Origin of the sequence: Burkholderia sp. KCJ3K979 (assembly GCF_016759955.1) — a bacterium.
Taxonomy (GTDB): domain Bacteria; phylum Pseudomonadota; class Gammaproteobacteria; order Burkholderiales; family Burkholderiaceae; genus Burkholderia; species Burkholderia orbicola.
In genome coordinates, this window is the sequence record NZ_JACFYV010000002.1 from 46705 (window position 1) to 66029 (window position 19325).

Below are 19325 nucleotides of genomic sequence, written 5' to 3' on the forward strand. Positions count from 1 at the left end.
GAAAATTCGGGAAACTTCTTGTGGTGAATAAACAGTCGTTGCGGCACTGTAGGTCCGCGGGAACGGCGCCGATGGTCCGAGGTAAATCGCGGGCCGCGCGATAGCGCGCCGGATATTCGCAAGCGGGAGTCCGTGCGACGCCGATGGGAGACCAGCCGGCGTCGCGCCGCGCAAGGCGGCAAGCCTGACGCCCCGCCGGAACATCGTCGACGCAGGACGACTCGTTTAATTAACGGTGCTAAACGAAAAATGAAAAATACACGACTCTTGATCGTCGCTGCGCTGACGGGTGCGGCGCTCGCCGCGTGTGGCGGCGATGACGTGAACAGCCCGTCGATCGCCGGCAGCGGCGGCACCGCCGGTAATGGCGGCACGGACGGGCCATCGACATCGGGGCCATCGCAGCCCGGGCAGCCATCACAACCCGGCCAACCGTCCACGCCCGCGCGCACCAACATGCAGCTGACGCAGTTCGTCAACCCGCTGATCGGCACGCAGGTCAACAATGACTCCGGCTACGGGGGCAACGTGAACCCGGGCGCCACCGTGCCGTTCGGAATGGTGGATTTCGGTCCGAACACACCGCGCTACAACTTCAACGGCTCGGGCGGCTACCTGTCGTCGGGTGGGTCGGGCGGCACGATCGACTTCTTCAGCGTCACGCACCTGAGCGGCGTCGGCTGTCCGGGGCAGGGCGCGGTCGCGATGCTGCCCACCGACGGGGCGAACGCCATCGCACCGGGCGGCAGGCCGACCGGTATCGCATACAGCTATTCGGACGAAGTGGCTCAACCGGGCTACTACAAGGTACGCCTCGCGAGTGGCATCACGACGGAGCTGAGCGCGACCGCGCGCGCCGGCCTCGCGCGCTTTACGTACACGGACAAGGACAAGGGTTTCTTCTCGGTCGATGCGAAGCTGAACGGCAATAGCGATTCGGGCAGCACGAGCATCACCGCGAACAACGTGGCGCTTGCGATCGCCGGCGACGGCAAGTCGATGAGCGGGCAGGCGGTCGCGCCGGCGTTCTGCACGCCGTACGGCACAATCTGGAACGCTCCGGTGTACTTCTATGCGACCTTCGACAAGCCGCTGCGCAAGCAAACCGGTACGTCGTCGGTGAATACCGCGAGCAACGGCGCCGCGACGCTGCAGTTCGACCTGACCGATGACGACAGGACCGTCACCGTGAAGGTCGGCATCTCGTCCGTCAGCGTGTCGAACGCACAGGCCAACCTCGCGGCCGAGGGTGAAAAACTCGCGTTCGACGATGCGCGTGCGAAGGCATCGGCGGCGTGGAACGACCGGCTCAATACGATCCAGATCGATCAGGCGAAGGACCCGGCTGCGCTGAACGCCACGCAGAAGGCGAACCTCACGAAGTTCTATACGGCGCTGTATCACGTATTCAGCGCGCCGACGCTCTATAGCGACACGAATGGCGAGTTCCGCAGCATGCGTCAGCCGAGGAACGCGAACGGCAGCTATCCGACCTCGGTCGACCGGACCGGCACCGTCCCGCAGCGTGCCACCGCGAACGTGAAGGACTACGCGTACAAACGTCCCGACGGCTCGCAAGGCGGCGGCGCCAATCACTACACGGGCTTCTCGCTGTGGGATACGTACCGGTCGCAGGCGCAACTGCTGGCATTGCTTGCCCCGCGGGAAGCGAGCGACATGATGCAGTCGCTCGTCGTCGACGGGCTGCAATGCGGCGCGTTCCCGCACTGGGTCGACGGCAGCGACGATTCGACGCCGATGGCGGGCGACAACGCACTGAACGTGATTGCCGGTTCCTACAAGTTCGGCGCGACCGACTTCGACCTGGTGTCGGCCGCACGGCTGACGAAGCAGTCGGTGTTCGATCCGTCGAGCGCGTGCAACGACCGCGCGAGTGCGCCCGGGCTCGCCAACTTCCTGACGGCCCATTACCTGTCGCAGAGCGACGACGGCCATTCGTCGTCCGCGACCATCGAGCGCGTGCTGAGCGACCGCTCCGCGGCCGCGTTCCTGCAGGCGCTGCCTGCCGGCGTGCTGAACGCGCCGTCGGTCGGCGTGACGGCGGACAACATCGGCACGCTGTATACGCGTGCGTCGTGGTGGCGCAACATCTTCGACTACCCGAACAAGGTGATCGCCGCGCGCAACGCGCCGCCGGCCGGGGCGGCGCCCGGCACGCTGGGCACGCTCGTGCAGGGCGCGTTCCATGAATCGACGGAGCCGAACTACTTCTGGACCTTCGCGCAGGACTGGTCCGCGCTGATCGACGCGATCGGCGGCAAGCAGGCGGCCGTCGCGCGGCTGAACAAGCTGTTCTCGATCACGACGCCGTATTCGACCGTGCCGACCGCCGGCAGCCTGAACGGTGGCGAATCGTCGAACGGCCTCTATATCGGCAACGAACCGTCGTTCCAGTCGCCGTGGGGCTACAACTGGGCCGGGCAACCGAGCGGGGCGCAGTACATCCTGCCGATCATCATGGCGCAGACGTTCGGCACCGGCCGCGACGGCCTGCCGGGCAACGACGACATGGGCGCGACGTCGAGCTGGTACGTGTGGGCGACGCTCGGCATGTTCCCGGTGATTCCGTCGGAAGCCGGTCTTGCGCTGTCGACGCCGCAGTTCAGCGGGATCACGGTCTGGCTCGGCAACGGCAAGACGCTGCGACTCGAAAGCGACAAGCAGGTCGCGGCCGACGATACCGGCCATGCCGCGTTCCCGTACATCCAGTCGCTGAAGGTCAACGGCACGGACTACGCGGGCTCGTGGCTACCGCTGGGCAAGATCGCCAATGGCGGCACGATGAGCTATGCGCTGTCCGCCACGCCGACGCAATGGGCGGCCGCCGACAACCTGACGCCGCCATCCGGGCCGAATGCGGACTACACGCAGATGACGGCGGGCGGTGCGTCAACCGCGATGCGCATGCAGCACCAGGGCGGCGTGCGATGAACGCAAGGGTACGCGCGGGGCGCTGCGCTGCGCGCATCCGTCGCGAGCGTCGCAGCGCTTCAAGGATTGAAGGAACTGGCGAACCTGCGACGCACGCACGAGGATGCGTGCGACAAGAGGCACTCGGTACGGCCGCGCACTTACGGACGCAGCAGATCGAATCCGCCGAACACCACGACACCGCTGAGCACGATCATCGCGACGGAGTGCTGGCCGAAGTAGAGAATCGCGGCGGCGAGCCACGTCGTGATGCAGAAGGCGCCGATGCGGGCCATCGTGTGTTCCTCGAATGCGTGATGAGGTGAATGTGTGCCGCGCGGCGTTCGCCGCTCGAGCGGGCGAGCGCATGCGGACGGACGGAAACGGCTACTCGGGAAGCCGCGATCGCGGCGCCGGCCCATGTCGCATGCCGCGCGCAACGGGGGCCGGGAGTCGAAGCCGGCGGCGTCGCGGTCGAGCACGGGAAGGTGCTCGACATGCGTAGCCAGCCGGCGAAGCGGCGATTTTACCAGCGCCGTCATGCCGCCAATCTGGCCCTTTCCCGTTCCATTGTGCTCATCGCACGGCAATCCACCCGGCCCCGATATTCAAGTTTCGTGTGACGAATGCCGTAAACGAACTGGAAGGCGATTTTCGCCCTGTCACTTCGTTTATCGACATACGGACCGACACGATGCAGATCGATTTCTCCCCGACCGCCCGATCCCCGCTCGCGGATAGCGGCGCGGCCGCGAATCCGCCCTCCGCGACGTCGCCCACCGGCGCAACGAATGCCGCGAGCACGACGGGCACGGACGGCACGACGGGGGCGACCGGTACGACAAGTACCTCCAGCACCTCCGGCACGAAGGATTCGGCCGGCGCCACCGGCGAAACGCCCGGTGCGGCGGGCGCATCGTCGGAAGACCCGGCAGTTGCCCAGTTGAAGGCGCTGATCGAGCGGCTGCAGAAGCAGCTCGCGACGCTGGAGCGGCAGATGGCTACCGCCGCCCAGCGCGCGAAGGACGACCCGGCCGCGGCCGTCGAACAGCAGTCGCTGAGCGCGGAAGCCAGCGCGATTTCGGCCGCGCTGGCGACGGCGATCTCGCAACTCGCCGCGGCACTCGAGAAATCCGGCGGCTCGCCGTCGGGCGGCCTGGTGTCGACGCAGGTCTGAGCGGCCACGGCGGCGTCGGCCGCCCGCATTACAATCGCAAGCTCGTCTCCTTCTCGAGGATGGCTGAACGATGAATGCGGAACTCGACGACGACGAACTCGTTCGCTTCGATGCGCACGGCGGCACGCCGCTGCCGGCAGCCGACGCCGAAGGGTGGCTCGACCACGACGGCGCGCGCATCTGGCACGCGTCGTTCGGCCGGGGGCCGGCGGTCGTGCTGCTGCACGGCGGCCTCGGCCACGGCGGCAACTGGGGCAACCAGGTGCCGGCACTGCTCGCGGCCGGCTACCGCGCGATCGTGATCGACAGCCGCGGCCACGGCCGCAGCACGCGCGACGACCGCCCTTACTCCTACGAACGCATGGCATCGGACGTGCTGGCCGTCCTCGACGCGCTGCAGGTCGATCGTGCGCGCTTCGTCGGCTGGAGTGACGGCGCATGCATCGCACTCGTGCTGGCCGCGCGCGCACCGGAACGCGCGGCCGGCGTGTTCTTCTTCGCCTGCAACATGGATCCGGGCGGCACGAAGGAGATGGCGTCGAGCCCGCTGATCGACCGCTGTTTCGCGCGGCATCGCAAGGACTATGCGCAACTGTCCGCGACACCGGAGCAGTTCGACGCGTTCGTCGCGGCCGTCAGCGAAATGATGCGCACGCAACCGAATTACACCGCGCAGGATCTCGCGGCGATCGCCGTGCCGGTCGCGATCGTGCAGGGCGAGCACGACGAATTCATCCGGCCCGAGCATGCGGCGTACCTCGCGCGCACGATCCCCGGCGCGACGTTGACGATCCTGCCCGGCGTGAGTCATTTCGCACCGCTGCAGCGGCCCGCGCGGTTCAACGCGGCGATGCTGGCGTTTCTCGCCCGGCTGCCGGGATGATGCACGCACGGCCCGCCGGCGAGCGGGCGCGTGCGTCGGTGCGGGTTCAGACCATCGCGTTGTCGGCGCCCGGAATCTCGTGCGCCTTGATCTGCTTGCGCTGCAGCTTGTAGCGCAGCTTCCCGAGCATGCCGTCTTCGTGGCTGACACGCGTGATGTTCAGCACGTATTCGTCGTCCGGTGCGATGGCCTGCGCGCCCATGATCCATCGCACGCTTTCGCGATAGTCGTACAGCGACTTGTCGTTGATGTCGGCAAGGAAGAACGACAGCGCGGCCATCGCGGCCGGGTGACCGCCTTCGGCATGTCGGCGCAGTTCGTCGACGTAGCGATGGCGCGACGGATAGTCCTCGATGTCGCCGATGAACATCAGCATGCACTCGAGGCCGTCCGTATGCCCCATCTCGTGCGCCTTGCGCGCGGCCTCGACGGCCTCGGTCTGCATGCGCACGCGTTCGGCACGGTCCGTGCTGGTCTGCCCGATGTGATGGTACGTGTAGCCGAGCCGGTACGCTGCCATGTTGCCGCCGGCCTCCATCGATTCGCGGAAGTAGTGGGCGGCGCGGTACGGGTCGGCCTCGACATGCATGCCTTCCTTGTAGAAGCAGCCGAGCAGGTAGTCGCACGAATCGCCGCCGGCCTCGTAGCCGAGCTGGCAGATGGCGAGGGCATCGGCGGGGTGCCGGTTTTCATACTCGAACGCGGTGGCGATCTGGTTCCATGCGAGCGAGCCGGGCTCGTTCTCGCGCGCGGCTTCGAGCCAGGCGTCGCCGCGCGCGTCGTCCTGGGCGAAGCCGAACGTGCCGGTGCGATGGGCATAGCCGCGCAGGATCATCGCCGACGTGCAGGCGCGTGCGTCCGATGCACGTTCGATCGCGCGGGGCAGCCAGTCGCCCTGTGGATCGAGGCCGAGCGCCAGCCGCAAACCCATCGCCATGGCGCGGTTGTCGTCGATCGGCTCGTTGCGTTCGGCTTCCTGCAGCCGCGCGTAGGCCTGTTCGTACTCGCTGCGCTTGAAATGGCTGTACGCGAGCCAGTGCAGCGTCTCCCAGCGGTGGTACGGATGCAGCGCGGCCTGCGCACGCGCGAGCGTCGCGGTCATCGCGCGGCGCGCATCGTCTTCGTCGTCATCCGCATCGAGCGTGTTGCCGGCGTAGTCGTCGCGCCAGATCTCGTGCAGCAGCCGGTCCTTCTCGACCGCATCGAGGTGCGCGCACGCGTCGGACGCGACGAATGCGCGGATGTGATCGTGCGAGCCGCCCCAGCGCGGCTGCATGTACCAGATGAACGTGCGCATCGGGAAGAACAGCGTCGGGTGGATGTGCAGCGTCGCCTCCATCCAGTACCACTTTTCCTTGCGCAGCTTCTTGCCCTGGACGGCGCCGGGCAGCGCGTCCGGAAATTCCGGGGGGCAGGCGGCCGGCACGTCGGGATTCAGTCCCGAACGCGCGAACATGTGCTGCAGTTCGGCGCGCGTGGCTTCGTCTTCGGCGCCGGCGTTCAGGTGCAACTCGGTGACGGGCCAGCGGCGCTCGCGCACCAGCTGCGTGAGCCATTCGGGTTCGCCGAACGACGACACGCTCGTGAAGATCACCATCGGCGCGCTCCACATCGTCGGCGCGAGCACCAGCGCGCGCAGCGCGGCGACGAGCGTCAGCGTCGCGCACGCATGCGCGCCGATCCAGCCGGCTTCGGTCACCGTTTCGGCCCAGCCGCCGCCGCGGTATTCGTAGGCCCAGTGATGCCAGTAGTGCGCTTCGCACAGCCACGCATGCGCGGAGCGCGGGTTCGCGGCCTGCCACACGCGCAGGCGCGCGAGGCCTTCGGCGCCGGCGTCGATGCACGGCTGCACGTCGGCCGGCAGCGCGTCGACGTATCGCGCTTCGGCGGTGCGATCGGCGAAGCTGGCGGCGAGCGCGGCATCGAGTTGCGCGTCGAGCGCGGCATGGTCGCCCGCGCGCAGCAGCGCGTCGACGTCGCAAATGTGCCAGCGGGATGGCGCGGGCGGAATCAGGTCGGCGGAAGCGGAGGACATGTCGGTATCGGCGGTCATGACGAAACGGGTTGGGGATCGAAGATGCGGTAGCGCTTCCACGGCAGCGCAAGCCAGTTTCCGGACGGATTGCGCAGGTACTCGCGCACTTCCTGCGTGGCGCGCGACGACGCGGGGCCGTCCTGGCCGCTGCCGCGCAGCCACTGCTGGCGCGCCCGCGCATACGCGAGCCCGAAATCTTCCCAGCTGTCGAAGCTGTCCTGCGCGCGCTGCGCATTGAGCAGCAGCACGACCCACGCGTGCTGTTCGGACGCCCAGCCGAGCAGCGCGATGCAGCGCACGAGAAACGCGGTGCGCGCGCAGTCGAACGCGAGTGCGTCGCGCACGCGCCCGAGCGCGGCGAGTTGCTCGTAGAAGCCGTCGTGCGAGCGACCGACGCCGCGAATCCAGCCCGCGAGGATCGACGGCACGCGCTGCACGATTTGCCACTCGGGCAGGTCGGCCGGCAGGTCGAGTTCGCGCCGCAGCTGGCGCGCGAGCTGTTCGCGCTGCGAGTCCGGCAGCGTATAGACGAGGTCGTCGCAATCGCAGCGCAGCCCGTTGCGGATCAGCAGGATGTCGGCCAGCGCGAGCGCCCAGCGGCGGCGGTTCGGCGGCGCCTGCTCGGCCCGCGCATGCGCGAGCCTGACGGCCGTGGTTTGCCGCACCGGCACCGCGCCGTCGGCGCCCGCGGCCTGGTCGGCGTCGACTTCGCGCACCAGCCGCGCGGCGACCCGGAACGAGCGCCATACGTACCACACGAGCCATAGCACGGCCGCGCCAAGCAGCAGTTTCAGCATGACGGGCTCCCGTCCGCCGGCGCGGGCAACGCGAATGTCGCGCACAGCGCGGGATCGATCGCGATGCCTTCGATCTCGAATGCGGCCGTGGCCGGCGGTGCGTCGGGCGTGCGCGCGGCGGGCAGCACATCGGCCGGCAACGCATGGCGCGCGGCCGCCGCGACGGCCGGATCGATCTGCCGCAACTGGCCGAGCGCATAGGGTGCGTTGCGCAACAGCAGCCATTGCAGCACGGCCGGCGGCTGCTCGAAATGCTCGATCAGGTGGAAGTTGGCGCTCATCACGCTCAGCAGATGGTCGGGCGAGCGCACGTCGGTGACGAAGGTCCAGGCGCCGGTGGCCGCGCCCGGTGCATCCGGCTCGAACACGAGGCCCATGCCCTCGCAATCGGGGTGACGCTCGCCGCGCGGCGCGAGCGCGCGCAGGAACTGGCGGACGTCGTCGGCATAGCGGCGCACCGGATGGCGATTCTGCTTGCCCTTGATCTGGTCGATGCGCAGGCCGTCGCCGGTGGCTTGCAGACTGATCGTCACATGCGGCTGGTTGCCCGCGCCGCGCAGCGTGAACAGGCGCAGCCGGCCGTCCCGCGCGGCTTGCGCGTACTGCTCGCCGTAGCCGCCGCGCAGCCGTCGGCGATCGGCGAACTGGCCGAGGCAGTGCTGCATGTAGTACGACTCGTACGCGAGCTCCTCACGCAGCGCCGCATGATCGCCGACGAATTCGAACACGATCCCGTTCGGCGTACGCAGTACCTCGCGCAGCGCGAGGCCGCTGCTCGGCACCCAGCCTTTGTCGCGGCGCGCCTGCATCCGCTGGTGCTCGCGTTCCCACATGTCGAGCGCCATCGCGCAGGTGATGCGCTGCAGTTTCTGCGCGAGCCGCGTGCCGGCGCGCGAGCGCAGGAATTCGACCAGCACGCGTTCGCGGTCGATCAGCAGCATGTGTTCGGGATCGATGAAGTAGAGCGGCGCCCGCTCGGCGGCGGGCGGCAGCGCCGCGTCGGCCGCCGCGCCGGAGGTCGTGGGGGTCGCAGATGCCGGTTGCGCGCGGAACCGGCGCACGAGCCATTCGGGCGCCGGCCGGTCGGCGCCGGCGAGCGCGCGGTAATCGGCGAGCGAAGCGAGCGGCTGCGCCTGCTCGAACGCACCGACGACCCAGCGGAAGAAATGATTGCCGAGCCATGCGCGGATCTCGGCCGGATCGCCGCGCGCGGCGCTGCGGCTGGCGATGGCCGCCTTGATGTCGGGCGCATTGACGACATCGCGCGGCCGATAGGCCAACGCGGCCACGGTTTCGGTCACGGGCTCACTCTCCGGTCGGGCAGGGCGTGCGCGGGCGGTGCGCGCGGGACCCTGGCGGTTCTTCTGGCTCAACGGCGAAACGACGAGCGTACGCGCGCAAACAAACGCGGCGGCGTCGCGTAGTCCGGTTCAGGTCGGGCGGTGCGTGAACGTCACGCGAGCGCGCGGGAGCCGATGACTCGGGAGCGGACGAGCGGAAAAGGGCGATTCATGGATTCTCTCAGGTCGGATCTTATTTTTGGCTTCCGCGAGTCTACTTCGATCCGTGCGGATGAATCAATCGCACGGCTGGCCGGCGCCCGTGGATCTGACAAGACTTATCTCTTTTTCGTCGATTTTCGACGCGGCGCCATTCGGCCGCCGGATTCGATGCTGTTAAAACCGACAGGTTTTCCCGGAAAACGGGTGAGTGGTCCGGCCATGGCGGCTGCCTCGTCCCGCATTCCGCCTATTTCATAAGTTTTTCTTTCGGCTCGCGCAACATATCGTCGATTGTTGGCGATCGGACGGTAGCGGATAGTCCTGCTTCGACAGGACGGCCGCCGCCTTTTCCGCGCGGCGCGGCCGGATCTGTTGTCCATGCAACCATCGGAAATAGAAGGAACCGCACTCATGCGATTCAATGCGACACGCGTCGCCACGATCCTGTTCGTCGCCGCATGCGCGACCGCCACGGCCGGTCGCGCGGCCGCCGTCACGCAGGACGACCTCCACGACACCGTCACGCGCCATATCGCGCCGCTGATGAAGCAGTATGCGATCCCCGGCATGGCGATCGGCATCGTCGCCGACGGCAAGCCGCAGGTGTTCGACTACGGCGTGATGTCGAAGCAGACCGGCAAGCCGGTGACCGGCGACACGCTGTTCGAGATCGGTTCGGTCAGCAAGACGCTGACCGCGACGCTCGCCGCGGACGCGCAGGAGGGCGGCGAACTGTCGCTCGCGGACCCGGTGGCCAGATATCTGCCCGAGTTGCAGGGCAAGCCGTTCGGCGTCGTCACGCTGCTTCAGCTCGGCACGCACACGCCCGGCGGGACGCCGCTGCAGGTGCCGGACAGCATTCGCGACGATGCGGGCCTGATCCGCTACCTCGACGCGTGGCGGCCCGAGTATGCGCCGGGCACGCACCGCAAGTATTCGAACGTCGCGATCGGCATGCTCGGCTGGCTCACCGCGAAGGCGATGCACGAGGATTTCGCGACACTGATGGAGCAGCGGCTCTTTCCCGCGCTCGGGATGACGCACACGTACATCGACGTGCCCGCCGCGCGCATGGCCGACTATGCGCAGGGCTACACGAAGGACGGCAAGCCGGTGCGGATGACGCAAGGCATGCTGTGGCAGCCGGCGTACGGCGTGCGGACCACGGCGGCCGACCTGCTGCGCTTCGTGCAGGCGAACCTGGGGATGATCCAGACGGCGCCGCGCCTGCAGCGCGCGATCGAACGCACGCACGCCGGCTATTTCCGCGCGGGGCCGCTGACGCAGGACCTGATCTGGGAACAGTATCCGTACCCGGTCGCATTGCCGACGCTGCTGGCCGGCAACGCGCCGAAGATGCTGTTCGACGCGGTGCCGGCCAGCGCGATCCAGCCGCCGCTCGCGCCGAACCCCGCGACCTGGATCAACAAGACGGGCTCGACCGGTGGCTTCAGCACGTACGTCGCGTTCGTTCCCGCGAAGCGGATCGGGATCGTGATGCTCGCGAACGGCAACGTGCCGATCGAGGACCGCGTGAAGGTCGCCTACCGGATTCTCGGGTCGCTCGGCGACGGGCGGTGACGTCGCCATGCCCACCCGTCGGGAAATGCCCGTGATGGGCGGGCAAGCCGGTGCGCGGCGAGCGCGACACCGGTCGACGGAGGCGGACCGATCGAGCATCGCATGGGGCGGAATCACGGGCGGGGCCGCGCTCGACGACGCGCGGCCGGCGGCGCGAGATCACAGCGAACGACTGCACGCCCATCGAAGCGGGTTTCGTCCGACACGACCCATCATCCCGCCGCGCGCAAAACTGTTTTAGCGATTCACCTCTTCCGCCGACGGCACCGGCCATCGATACTGCGACGCACGACATTTCGCGAGACGTGGGCCACATGGCCCGCCTCGCTTCCCGGAGCAGCGGATGAAAGGCAGCAGGATATTCGTGACGGGCGCGACCGGCTACATCGGCGGATCGGTGGCCGCGCGGCTCGTCGCGGCCGGGCACGTCGTCACCGGCTTGACGCGCGATGGCGACAACGCCGCGAAACTCGCGGCGGCCGGCATCATGCCGGTCGTCGGCACGCTCGACGATACGGCGCTGCTGCATGCGTTCGCGCGCGACGCGGATTGCGTCGTCAACGCGGCGAGCAGCGATCACCGCGAGGCCGTCGAGACGATCATCGCGGCGCTGAGCGGCTCGGGCAAGGCGTTCCTGCACACGAGCGGCACGAGCGTGATCGCGGACGATGCGCAGGGCGCGCACGGCGATGCGATCGTGTTCGACGAAACGACGCCGATCGTCCACCCCGCGAAGGCCGAGCGCCGCGCGATCGACCGGCTCGTGATGTCGGCCGCCACCCTCGGCATCCGCTCGGCCGTGATCTGCAACAGCATGATCTACGGCGACGGCCTCGGGCTGCGTCGCGACAGTGCGCAACTGCCGCTGCTCGCGGCCATCGCGCGCGACGCCGGCGCGGTGCGCGTGATCGGCAAGGGGCTGAACCGCTGGTCGAACGTGCATGTCGACGATGTCGCCGATCTCTATCTGCGCGCGGTCCATGCCGCGCCGCCGGGCGCGTTCTACTTCGCGGAAAACGGCGAAGCGTCGTTCGCGGAAATCGGTCGTGCGCTCGCCGCGCGGCTCGGTTTGCGCTCGATCGTCGAATGGGACGTCGCCGATGCCGCCGAGGTGCTCGGTCACTCGCGTGCGCATTTCTCGCTCGCCTCGAACAGCCGCGTGAAGGCGCTGCGGGCGCGACGGGAACTCGGGTGGGCGCCGCGGCACGGCGCGATGCTCGACTGGATTCGCCACGAGATGCCCGTCGCGGTGTGACGCTGCCGTACCGCGTTGCCTGATGAAACGCGCGTCGATCCGCACGTGCTTGCAGGCCCGGCTGCCCGTTTCACGCCCGAATATTCCGACAATATTCGCCGCGCATTATTGAATCGAAATCAACTATGATTCGCGCGCGAACCCGCTTATCAAAGCGGCGCGGCGGCACTATCGTGACGGTCCCTGACACCGCTGACGACTGCCGACCATGAAGACGACCCTCGACGAGATGCTCGCGTTCGTGACCATCGCCGATACCGGTTCATTGACGGGCGCGGCGGACAAACTGCATCAGCCGACCTCGGTGATGAGCCGGATTCTGCGGCGCCTCGAGGAGAAACTCGACACCACGCTGATCCGCCGCACGACACGCCGCCTCGAAATGACCGAGGAGGGCAAGCTCTTTCTCGACTACGCGCGCGAGATCATCGCGTCGGTCGAATTCGCCGAGGAACAGATCGTCAGCCAGCGCGAGGCGCCGGCCGGGCGGTTGCGGATCAACGCGGCGATGCCGTTCATGCAGCATGTGATCGCGCCGATGATGCCGGGCTTTCGCGACGCGTATCCGGCGATCGAGGCCGAACTTCATACGAGCGACGAAATCATCGACCTGCTCGAACAGCGCACCGACGTCGCGATCCGGATCGGCGAGCTGCGCGATTCGACGCTGCATGCGCGCCGGCTCGGCAGCAGCCGGCTGCGCATTCTGGCGAGCCCGGCCTATCTGGAGAAAGCCGGCGTGCCGGCGAGCGTCGCCGATCTCGCGAACCACACGCTGCTCGGCTTCGTGCAGCCGGAAACGCTGAACCACTGGCCGCTGCGCACCGCGGACGATGGCGTGTACCGCATTCATCCGGCGCTGCAGGCGTCAAGCGGCGAGACGCTGCTGACGCTCGCGCTCAATGGCGCGGGCGTCGTATGTCTCGCCGACTACATGACGGGCACGCATCGCCGCGATGGCAGCCTCGTCGAACTGCTCGTCGACGACACCCTCGAGTTCCGCCAGCCGATTCACGCGGTGTTCTATCGCAACACGACGCTGTCGTCGCGCATCGTCAGCTTTCTCGACTATGTGAGCGCGCAGTTGAAGGCAGGCGGCGACATCGATTGAGTCGATGCGGCGCGCACGGGGTCACGCCACGTAAAAAGGGCGACGGGTTCGCATGACATCGAACCCGTCGCCCTTTGCGCATCGATCGAACCCGAACCGCGCGCTTACTGCCCCAGCGCACTCATCAGCCTGACCCGGCTCAGCGTTTCCTCGGTGCGCGCCCGTGCGAGCGAATCCTCGGCCGCGAGCAGCGCACGCTGCACTTCCAGCGTATCGATGAACGCCGATTCGCCGCTGCGCCATGACCGGTTGATCTGCGTATACGCACCCCGTGCATTCGATACCGCGCGCTCGAGGCGTTCGGTCCGGCCGTGATTTCGGGCGGTCGCGGCCACCGATGTCTCGACGTCGCCGACGGCCGTCAGCACGGCCGTGCGATAGGCGGCGAGCGCCTGGTCGGCCTGCGCGCGCCGCAACGCGACGACGCTGCGGCGCCGGCCGCCGTCGATCAGCGGCGCGCTCGCGCCGGCGCCGGCCATCCACGCGAGCGAACGCGCGAGCGACGCGCCCGAGAAACCGTCGATCGCCGCGCCGATCACGCCGATCAGTTGCAGGTGCGGCTTCAGGTCGGCCTCGGCGACGCCGATGCGCGCATAGGCCGCGACGACGCGCGCCTCGGCCGCGCGCACGTCGGGCCGCCGGCGCAGCAGGTCGGCCGGCGTGCCGATGCCCGGCGCGCCGGCGGTCCACACCGGCTCGGGCGCGGGCGGGTCGAGCCGCGCATAGATATCCTGCGGCGTCGATGCGGTAATGATCGACAGCCGGTGAATCGCGGCCTGCCGCTGCAGTTGCAGCGCGGGCAGCTCGGCCAGCGTCGTTTCCGTCTGCGCGGCGGCGCGGTCGACGTCGGCGATCGGCACGACACCCGCGTCGAACAGGCGCCGTGTCGATTCCTCGGTGCCGCGCTGGCTCGACGCGTTGGCCTCGACCAGCGCGAGCCGCTGTTCGAGGCCGCGCACCGTCACGTAGGTGCGCACGGTTTCGTCGATCGTCGCGATCCGCACGGCCGCCGCATCGTTTTGCGCGGATGCGATATCCGCGTCGGCTGCCGACACCCCCTGGCGGATGCGGCCGAAGATGTCGATTTCCCATGCGAGGCTCGCATTCAGGTCGAACGCGTTGCCGGTCGTCGGCGTATCGGTCGGGAACGCCTGCGATGCGGACTGCCGCTGACGGCCGGCGCCGGCATTCAGGTCGACGGACGGGAACCATTGCGACGCCGCGCCGATCCGTACCGCGCGGGCCGCGTCGATGCGAGCGACGGCCGCCTGCAGGTCGAGGTTGTTCGCGAGCGCGGTGTCGACCAGCCGGTCGAGGATCGGATCGCGGAAGCCATGCCACCACGCACCGGTGTCGGCGGCCGGGCCGCCGGCCGCGAGATCCGCGTTCGCATAGGTCGCGGCCAGCGGCGGCGGGGTGACGGTGGCGACCGGCGCGCTCGTGCACGCGGTCAGGACGGCCGCCGCGGACAGCGCGGCCACGAGTCGAACGAACTTCATTGCACAGCCTCCGTCGCGACGGCTGCGACAGCGGTCTTGCGCATCGCGAGCCGGCGAACCATCACATAGAACACGGGCGTAAACAGCAACCCGAAGAACGTCACGCCGATCATCCCGAAGAACACCGCCGCGCCGACGGCCTGGCGCATTTCCGCACCCGCGCCTTCGGAGATCACGAGGGGCAGCACGCCGAGGATGAACGCGAGCGACGTCATCACGATCGGGCGCAGCCGCTGCACGCATGCCTCGACGACGGCCTCGACGAGCTCGGCGCCGTCGGCCTCCAGCTGCCTGGCGACCTCGACGATCAGGATCGCGTTCTTCGCGGCGAGCCCGACCAGCACGATGAAGCCGATCTGCGTGAGGATGTTCACGTCCTGGCCGAGCGCGCGCACGCCGAGCGACGCGGCCAGCAGGCACATCGGCACGATCAGCAGGATCGATACCGGCAGGCTCCAGCTGCCGTACTGCGCGGCGAGCACCAGGTAGACGAGCAGCACGCACAGCGGGAACACGAGCAGCCCCGTGTTGCCGGCCGTGGTCTGCTGATACGACAGATCGGTCCACTCGAACGAAATGCCGGGCGGCAGCACCTGCTTCGCCAGCGTCTCCATTGTCTTGATCGCGAAGCCCGAGCCGAGGCCCGGCGCGGTATCGCCGTTGATTTCGGTGGCCGGATACAGGTTGTAGCGCGGTGCGCGGTCGACGCCGAGCATGTCGTCGATGCGCGTCACGCTGCCGATCGGCACCATCTCGCCGTCGCGGTTGCGCACCTTCAGTCGCGCGAGATCCGACGCGCCGACGCGGAACGGCAGGTCCGCCTGCGCGGTTACGCGATAGGTGCGCCCGACGATGTTGAAGTCGTTGATGTAGGTCGAACCGAAATACGTCTCGACTGCATCGTTGATCGCCTGGCTCGGCACGCCGAGCATCTCGGCCTTCTCGCGGTCGAGTTCGACGTGCACCTGCGGGCTCGTCGCGGAGTAGGGCGTGTAGACGCCGACCATGCCGGGCGTGCGGTTCGCGGCCGCGACGAGATCCTGCGTCGCCTTCGCGAGCGCGGCGGTGCCGAGGCCGTTGCGGTCTTCGAGCCGCATCGCGAAGCCCCCCGTGCTGCCGAGCCCCTGCACCGGCGGCGGCATCGCGACGACGATCGACGCTTCGGTGATGGTCGCGAGCCGCTTGCGCATCTCGGCGGCGATCGTGTCGATCGTCAGGCCGCGCGCCTTGCGTTCCGGCCAGGGCTGGAACACCGGGAACAGGCCGGCGCTGTTCGCCGAGTTCGTGCCGGTCGCCGCGTTGACGCCGGAGAACACCGGTACGCGCGCGACCCCGGGCACCGACAGCGCGATGTCCTCGATCTTGCGCGCGACCGCGCTGGTGCGTTCGAGCGTCGCGCCGTCGGGCATCCGCACGAGCACGACGAGGTAGCCGCGATCCTGCGCGGGAATGAAGCCCTTCGGGCTCGATACGAGCAGGTAGCCGGTCGCGGCAATCAGTACCACGTACAGTGCGGTCATGGCGGGGATGATCCGGACGACTTTCCGGACCAGCCGGCCATACGCATCGGACAGGCGCTGGAACAGGCGGTTGAACGCGTTCGAGAAGCGTCGCGCGACGCGCATCGCCGGCGCGAACAGCATGGCGATGCGTGAGGTCGGCGCGGGTGCGTCATGGTCGCCGGCGTGCGCTTTCAGCATCATCGCGGACAGCGCGGGCGCGAGCGTCACCGACGTGAAGAACGAGATCGCGGTCGACACGGCGATCGTCACGCCGAACTGGCGGAAGAACTGGCCCGAGATGCCGGGAATGAACGAGGTCGGCACGAACACCGCGCACAGCACGAGCGTGATCGCGAACAGCGCGCCGCCGACTTCCTTCATCGTCAGCAGCGTCGCGTCGCGTGGCCCGGCGCCGGCCGCCAGGTGCCGCTCGACGTTCTCGACCACGACGATCGCGTTGTCGACGACGATCCCCACCGCGAGCACGAGGCCGAACAGCGTCAGGTTGTTGATCGAGTAGCCGAGCACGGCCATCGCCGCGAACGTGCCGACGAGCGATACCGGAATCGACAGGATCGGGATGATCGACGGCCGCCAGCCCTGCAGGAACAGCAGCACGACGAACACGACGAGCACGACGGCTTCGTAGATCGTCTTGACGAGTTCGTGGATGCTGTCGCCGATGAACGCGGTCGGGTTGTAGCCGATGTTGTAGACGATGCCCTTCGGGAAGTCGCGGGACAGTTCGGCCATCTTCTTCTCGACCGCGGCCATCGTCGCGACCGCGTTCGCGCCGGGTTGCTGCAGCACCTGCAGCGCGATCGTCGGATGGCGCAGCATGTAGCTGTCGGTCGCATACGCGAGCGCGCCGACTTCGACGCGAGCCACGTCCTTCAGCCGCACGAGCCTGCCGTCCTTGCCCTGCTTGACGACGATGTCGCTGAAATCCTCGGGGCGCTTGAGCCGCCCCTCGAAGACCAGGTTCGGCTGGAACGCCTGGTTCGTGATCGGCGCCTGCGCGACCACGCCGCCCGCGAGCTGCGTATTCTGCGCGCGTACCGCGGCGATCAGGTCGGCCGGGCTCAGGCCGAACGACGCGACGCGCTCGGGGTCGAGCCAGATGCGCATCGAGTATTCGCGCGCGCCGAGCGCGTTGATGTCGCCGACGCCTTCGATCCGCTTGAGCACGTCGGCGACGTTGCGGATCGCATAGTTCGATACGTACAGCGGATCGTAGCGCTGGTCCGGCGAGTACAGGAAGATCGTGCCGAGCTGCGTCGGCGACGACTTGCGTACCGACACGCCGCTGCGCTGCACGGGCTCGGGCAGGCGCGGCGTCGCGAGCGCGACGCGGTTCTGCACGAGCACCTGCGCCTTGTCGACGTCGGTGCCGGGCTTGAACGTCACGGTGATGTTCAGGCTGCCGTCGGACGTCGCCTGGCTGTACATGTACAGCATGTCTTCCACGCCGTTCACTTCCAGTTCGATCGGCGTCGACACCGTTTGCGAGACCGTTTCCGCGGAGGCGCCCGGATAGGTCGCCTGGATCACGACGGTCGGCGGCGCGATGTCCGGATACTCGGATACCGCGAGCGAGAAATAGGCCAGCGCGCCCGCGATCGTCAGCACGATCGACAGGACGATCGCGAGCACCGGCTGCTGGACGGACAGGCGGCCGAGGTTCATTGCGCGCTCCCGGTCGTGCCGCTCGCCGCGCGGGCCACCGCGGCCGCTTCGATCGCGCGCGGCACGGCCTTGACCTTGTCGCCGGCCTGCACGCGCTGGAAGCCGTCGACGATCACGGTATCGCCCGCGTTCAGCCCCGCATCGATCTCGCGCAGGTTGCCGTACAGGCGGCCGGGCGTCACCGGGCGGATCGCGACGGTGCCGTTCGCGTCGACGAAGTACAGCACGCGGCGCGTCGCATCGGTCGCGACCGCCGCATCCGGCACGAGCAGCGCAGGGTGCGCGACGCGGCTCGACAGATACACGCGGCCGAACTGGCCAGGGCTCAGGCGCCGGTCCGGATTCGCGACGCGCGCACGCTGGCGCAGGGTGCCGGTCGAGTCGTCGAGACGGTTGTCGACGAAATCCATCGTCCCCGTCAGCGACGGCTGCACGTCGCCCGGCAGCGCGATCGCGACCTGCCGCGACGACGCGTTGCCGCCGTTTTTCCGTGCTTCGCGCGTATAGCGCAGGTAGCTTTCCTCGTCGACGTCGAAGTAGATGTCGATCGGGTCCTGCGACACGATCGTCGTCAGCACGGTCGCGTCGCTGTCGCCGCCTTTCACGAGATTGCCCTCGCTCACGAGTTTGCGGCTGATGCGGCCGGACATCGGCGCGACGATGCGCGTGAACGACAGGTCGAGCCGCGCGCGTTCGAGTGCGCCTTGCGCGCTGGTCACCTCGGCCTGCGCGCTTTGCACCGCCTGCCTGCGCTGGTCGTAGAGGCTCTGCGCGATCGTGTCGGTCTTGATCAGGATGCTCGCGCGCTCGAAATCCTGCCGGCTCAGCTTCAGTTGCGACTGCGCGCGTTCGAGCGCGCCCTGCGCGGCGGTGACGGCCGCCTGGTACGGGCGCGGGTCGATGACGAACAGCAGGTCGCCCTTGCGGACGGTCGCGCCGTCCTGGAACGCGACCTTGTCGAGATAGCCGCTCACGCGCGGGCGCACGTCGACGGTGTCGACCGCCTCGAAGCGGCCGGTGTAGACGTCGACGTCGTTGACGTCGCGCGCGACGGGCGCGCTGACGATCACGCTCGGCGTCGTGGCCGGGGCCTTGTCGTCCGACTGGCAGCCGGACAACGCGACGAGCGCGGCCAGCGGAACGGCGGCCAGCGCGGCCGATCGCGCGATGCGCTTCAATCCTGGATATCGGTTCATATGCGTACGAGATGGCGAGTGGGGCGCGTGGCGCCTGACGGTGCGAAGTATCGTGCGCGGCGCGCGCCGGATAAACGGATGAAGCGGCATAAGAACTTGTACTGCGCAGTCACGAATCGCTGCCTGCGGCGGCCACGCGCGAGCCGGTTTCGCGGAGCAGGGCGACGGAG

Annotated in this window: 14 protein-coding genes; 7 read left to right on the forward strand and 7 right to left on the reverse strand. The window is 68.4% G+C overall.

Features of this window, described 5'->3' with window-relative positions:
• The first annotated feature begins 249 nt into the window (after nt 1-249).
• On the forward strand, nt 250-2952 hold the full coding sequence (locus H3O04_RS00955; RefSeq protein WP_237666122.1) for a GH92 family glycosyl hydrolase: 2703 nt from the start codon (nt 250-252) through the stop codon (nt 2950-2952).
• A 140-nt stretch (nt 2953-3092) separates the two neighbouring features.
• On the opposite strand, the gene H3O04_RS00960 is transcribed toward H3O04_RS00955, so the two are convergent.
• Complete coding sequence (locus H3O04_RS00960; RefSeq protein WP_202586956.1) at nt 3093-3473, reverse strand: hypothetical protein; 381 nt, start codon at nt 3471-3473, stop codon at nt 3093-3095.
• Nucleotides 3474-3625: 152 nt separating this feature from the next.
• Here H3O04_RS00960 and H3O04_RS00965 point away from each other — a divergent pair, with 152 nt between their 5' ends.
• On the forward strand, nt 3626-4108 hold the full coding sequence (locus H3O04_RS00965) for a hypothetical protein (protein WP_202586904.1): 483 nt from the start codon (nt 3626-3628) through the stop codon (nt 4106-4108).
• 70 nt (nt 4109-4178) lie between these two features.
• On the forward strand, nt 4179-4991 hold the full coding sequence (locus H3O04_RS00970) for an alpha/beta fold hydrolase (protein ID WP_201317248.1): 813 nt from the start codon (nt 4179-4181) through the stop codon (nt 4989-4991).
• Between the two features lie 46 nt (nt 4992-5037).
• Here the strand turns inward: H3O04_RS00970 and H3O04_RS00975 are convergent, their stop codons facing one another.
• The 3 genes from H3O04_RS00975 to H3O04_RS00985 are packed head-to-tail and all read right to left on the reverse strand — an operon-like array spanning nt 5038 to nt 9124.
• Complete coding sequence (locus tag H3O04_RS00975; protein WP_237666123.1) at nt 5038-7026, reverse strand: DUF4034 domain-containing protein; 1989 nt, start codon at nt 7024-7026, stop codon at nt 5038-5040.
• 14 nt (nt 7027-7040) lie between these two features.
• Nucleotides 7041-7823 carry a DUF1266 domain-containing protein gene (locus tag H3O04_RS00980; protein WP_202586906.1) on the reverse strand — a complete coding sequence of 261 codons (783 nt, stop codon included), beginning with the start codon at nt 7821-7823 and terminating at the stop codon, nt 7041-7043.
• The gene (locus H3O04_RS00985) at nt 7817-9124 is read right to left on the reverse strand and encodes a hypothetical protein (protein WP_202586907.1); all 1308 of its coding nucleotides are present in this window, start codon (nt 9122-9124) and stop codon (nt 7817-7819) included. The genes H3O04_RS00980 and H3O04_RS00985 overlap by 7 nt, the downstream gene beginning before the upstream one ends.
• 210 nt (nt 9125-9334) lie before the next feature.
• Here H3O04_RS00985 and H3O04_RS00990 point away from each other — a divergent pair, with 210 nt between their 5' ends.
• The 4 genes from H3O04_RS00990 to H3O04_RS01005 all read left to right on the forward strand — a co-directional run bounded on the left by H3O04_RS00990 (nt 9335) and on the right by H3O04_RS01005 (nt 13272).
• Entirely contained in the window at nt 9335-9583 is a 249-nt protein-coding gene (locus H3O04_RS00990; RefSeq protein WP_202586908.1) for a hypothetical protein, read from the forward strand.
• Between the two features lie 153 nt (nt 9584-9736).
• Nucleotides 9737-10906, forward strand: a complete 1170-nt coding sequence (gene ampC, locus H3O04_RS00995; protein WP_202586909.1) for a class C beta-lactamase — start codon at nt 9737-9739, stop codon at nt 10904-10906.
• 343 nt (nt 10907-11249) lie between these two features.
• Nucleotides 11250-12161: an NAD-dependent epimerase/dehydratase family protein gene (locus H3O04_RS01000; RefSeq protein WP_202586910.1), complete on the forward strand. Its 912-nt coding sequence runs from the start codon at nt 11250-11252 to the stop codon at nt 12159-12161.
• Nucleotides 12162-12369: 208 nt separating this feature from the next.
• Complete coding sequence (locus H3O04_RS01005) at nt 12370-13272, forward strand: LysR substrate-binding domain-containing protein (RefSeq protein ID WP_011549257.1); 903 nt, start codon at nt 12370-12372, stop codon at nt 13270-13272.
• A gap of 104 nt (nt 13273-13376) precedes the next feature.
• Here the strand turns inward: H3O04_RS01005 and H3O04_RS01010 are convergent, their stop codons facing one another.
• Genes H3O04_RS01010 through H3O04_RS01020 form a run of 3 tightly spaced genes read right to left on the reverse strand, consistent with a single transcriptional unit; the run spans nt 13377 to nt 19137 of the window.
• Nucleotides 13377-14771, reverse strand: a complete 1395-nt coding sequence (locus tag H3O04_RS01010) for an efflux transporter outer membrane subunit (protein WP_202586911.1) — start codon at nt 14769-14771, stop codon at nt 13377-13379.
• Nucleotides 14768-17959 (reverse strand): efflux RND transporter permease subunit, encoded by a 3192-nt coding sequence (locus tag H3O04_RS01015; RefSeq protein WP_023476743.1) that lies wholly within the window; start codon nt 17957-17959, stop codon nt 14768-14770. Before H3O04_RS01015 ends, H3O04_RS01010 begins: the two co-directional genes overlap by 4 nt.
• Nucleotides 17956-19137 (reverse strand): efflux RND transporter periplasmic adaptor subunit, encoded by a 1182-nt coding sequence (locus H3O04_RS01020; protein ID WP_237666124.1) that lies wholly within the window; start codon nt 19135-19137, stop codon nt 17956-17958. The genes H3O04_RS01015 and H3O04_RS01020 overlap by 4 nt, the downstream gene beginning before the upstream one ends.
• Nucleotides 19138-19325 lie beyond the last annotated feature (188 nt).

Coding starts and splice junctions, on each gene's coding strand:
- H3O04_RS00970 (WP_201317248.1), top strand. CDS start 4,179: ATGAATGCGGAACTCGACGACGACGAACTCGTTCGCTTCGATGCGCAC.
- H3O04_RS00965 (WP_202586904.1), top strand. CDS start 3,626: ATGCAGATCGATTTCTCCCCGACCGCCCGATCCCCGCTCGCGGATAGC.
- H3O04_RS00955 (WP_237666122.1), top strand. CDS start 250: ATGAAAAATACACGACTCTTGATCGTCGCTGCGCTGACGGGTGCGGCG.
- H3O04_RS00990 (WP_202586908.1), top strand. CDS start 9,335: ATGGATTCTCTCAGGTCGGATCTTATTTTTGGCTTCCGCGAGTCTACT.
- H3O04_RS01005 (WP_011549257.1), top strand. CDS start 12,370: ATGAAGACGACCCTCGACGAGATGCTCGCGTTCGTGACCATCGCCGAT.
- H3O04_RS01000 (WP_202586910.1), top strand. CDS start 11,250: ATGAAAGGCAGCAGGATATTCGTGACGGGCGCGACCGGCTACATCGGC.
- H3O04_RS00980 (WP_202586906.1), bottom strand. CDS start 7,823: ATGCTGAAACTGCTGCTTGGCGCGGCCGTGCTATGGCTCGTGTGGTAC.
- H3O04_RS01015 (WP_023476743.1), bottom strand. CDS start 17,959: ATGAACCTCGGCCGCCTGTCCGTCCAGCAGCCGGTGCTCGCGATCGTC.
- ampC (WP_202586909.1), top strand. CDS start 9,737: ATGCGATTCAATGCGACACGCGTCGCCACGATCCTGTTCGTCGCCGCA.
- H3O04_RS00960 (WP_202586956.1), bottom strand. CDS start 3,473: ATGACGGCGCTGGTAAAATCGCCGCTTCGCCGGCTGGCTACGCATGTC.
- H3O04_RS01010 (WP_202586911.1), bottom strand. CDS start 14,771: ATGAAGTTCGTTCGACTCGTGGCCGCGCTGTCCGCGGCGGCCGTCCTG.
- H3O04_RS00975 (WP_237666123.1), bottom strand. CDS start 7,026: ATGTCCTCCGCTTCCGCCGACCTGATTCCGCCCGCGCCATCCCGCTGG.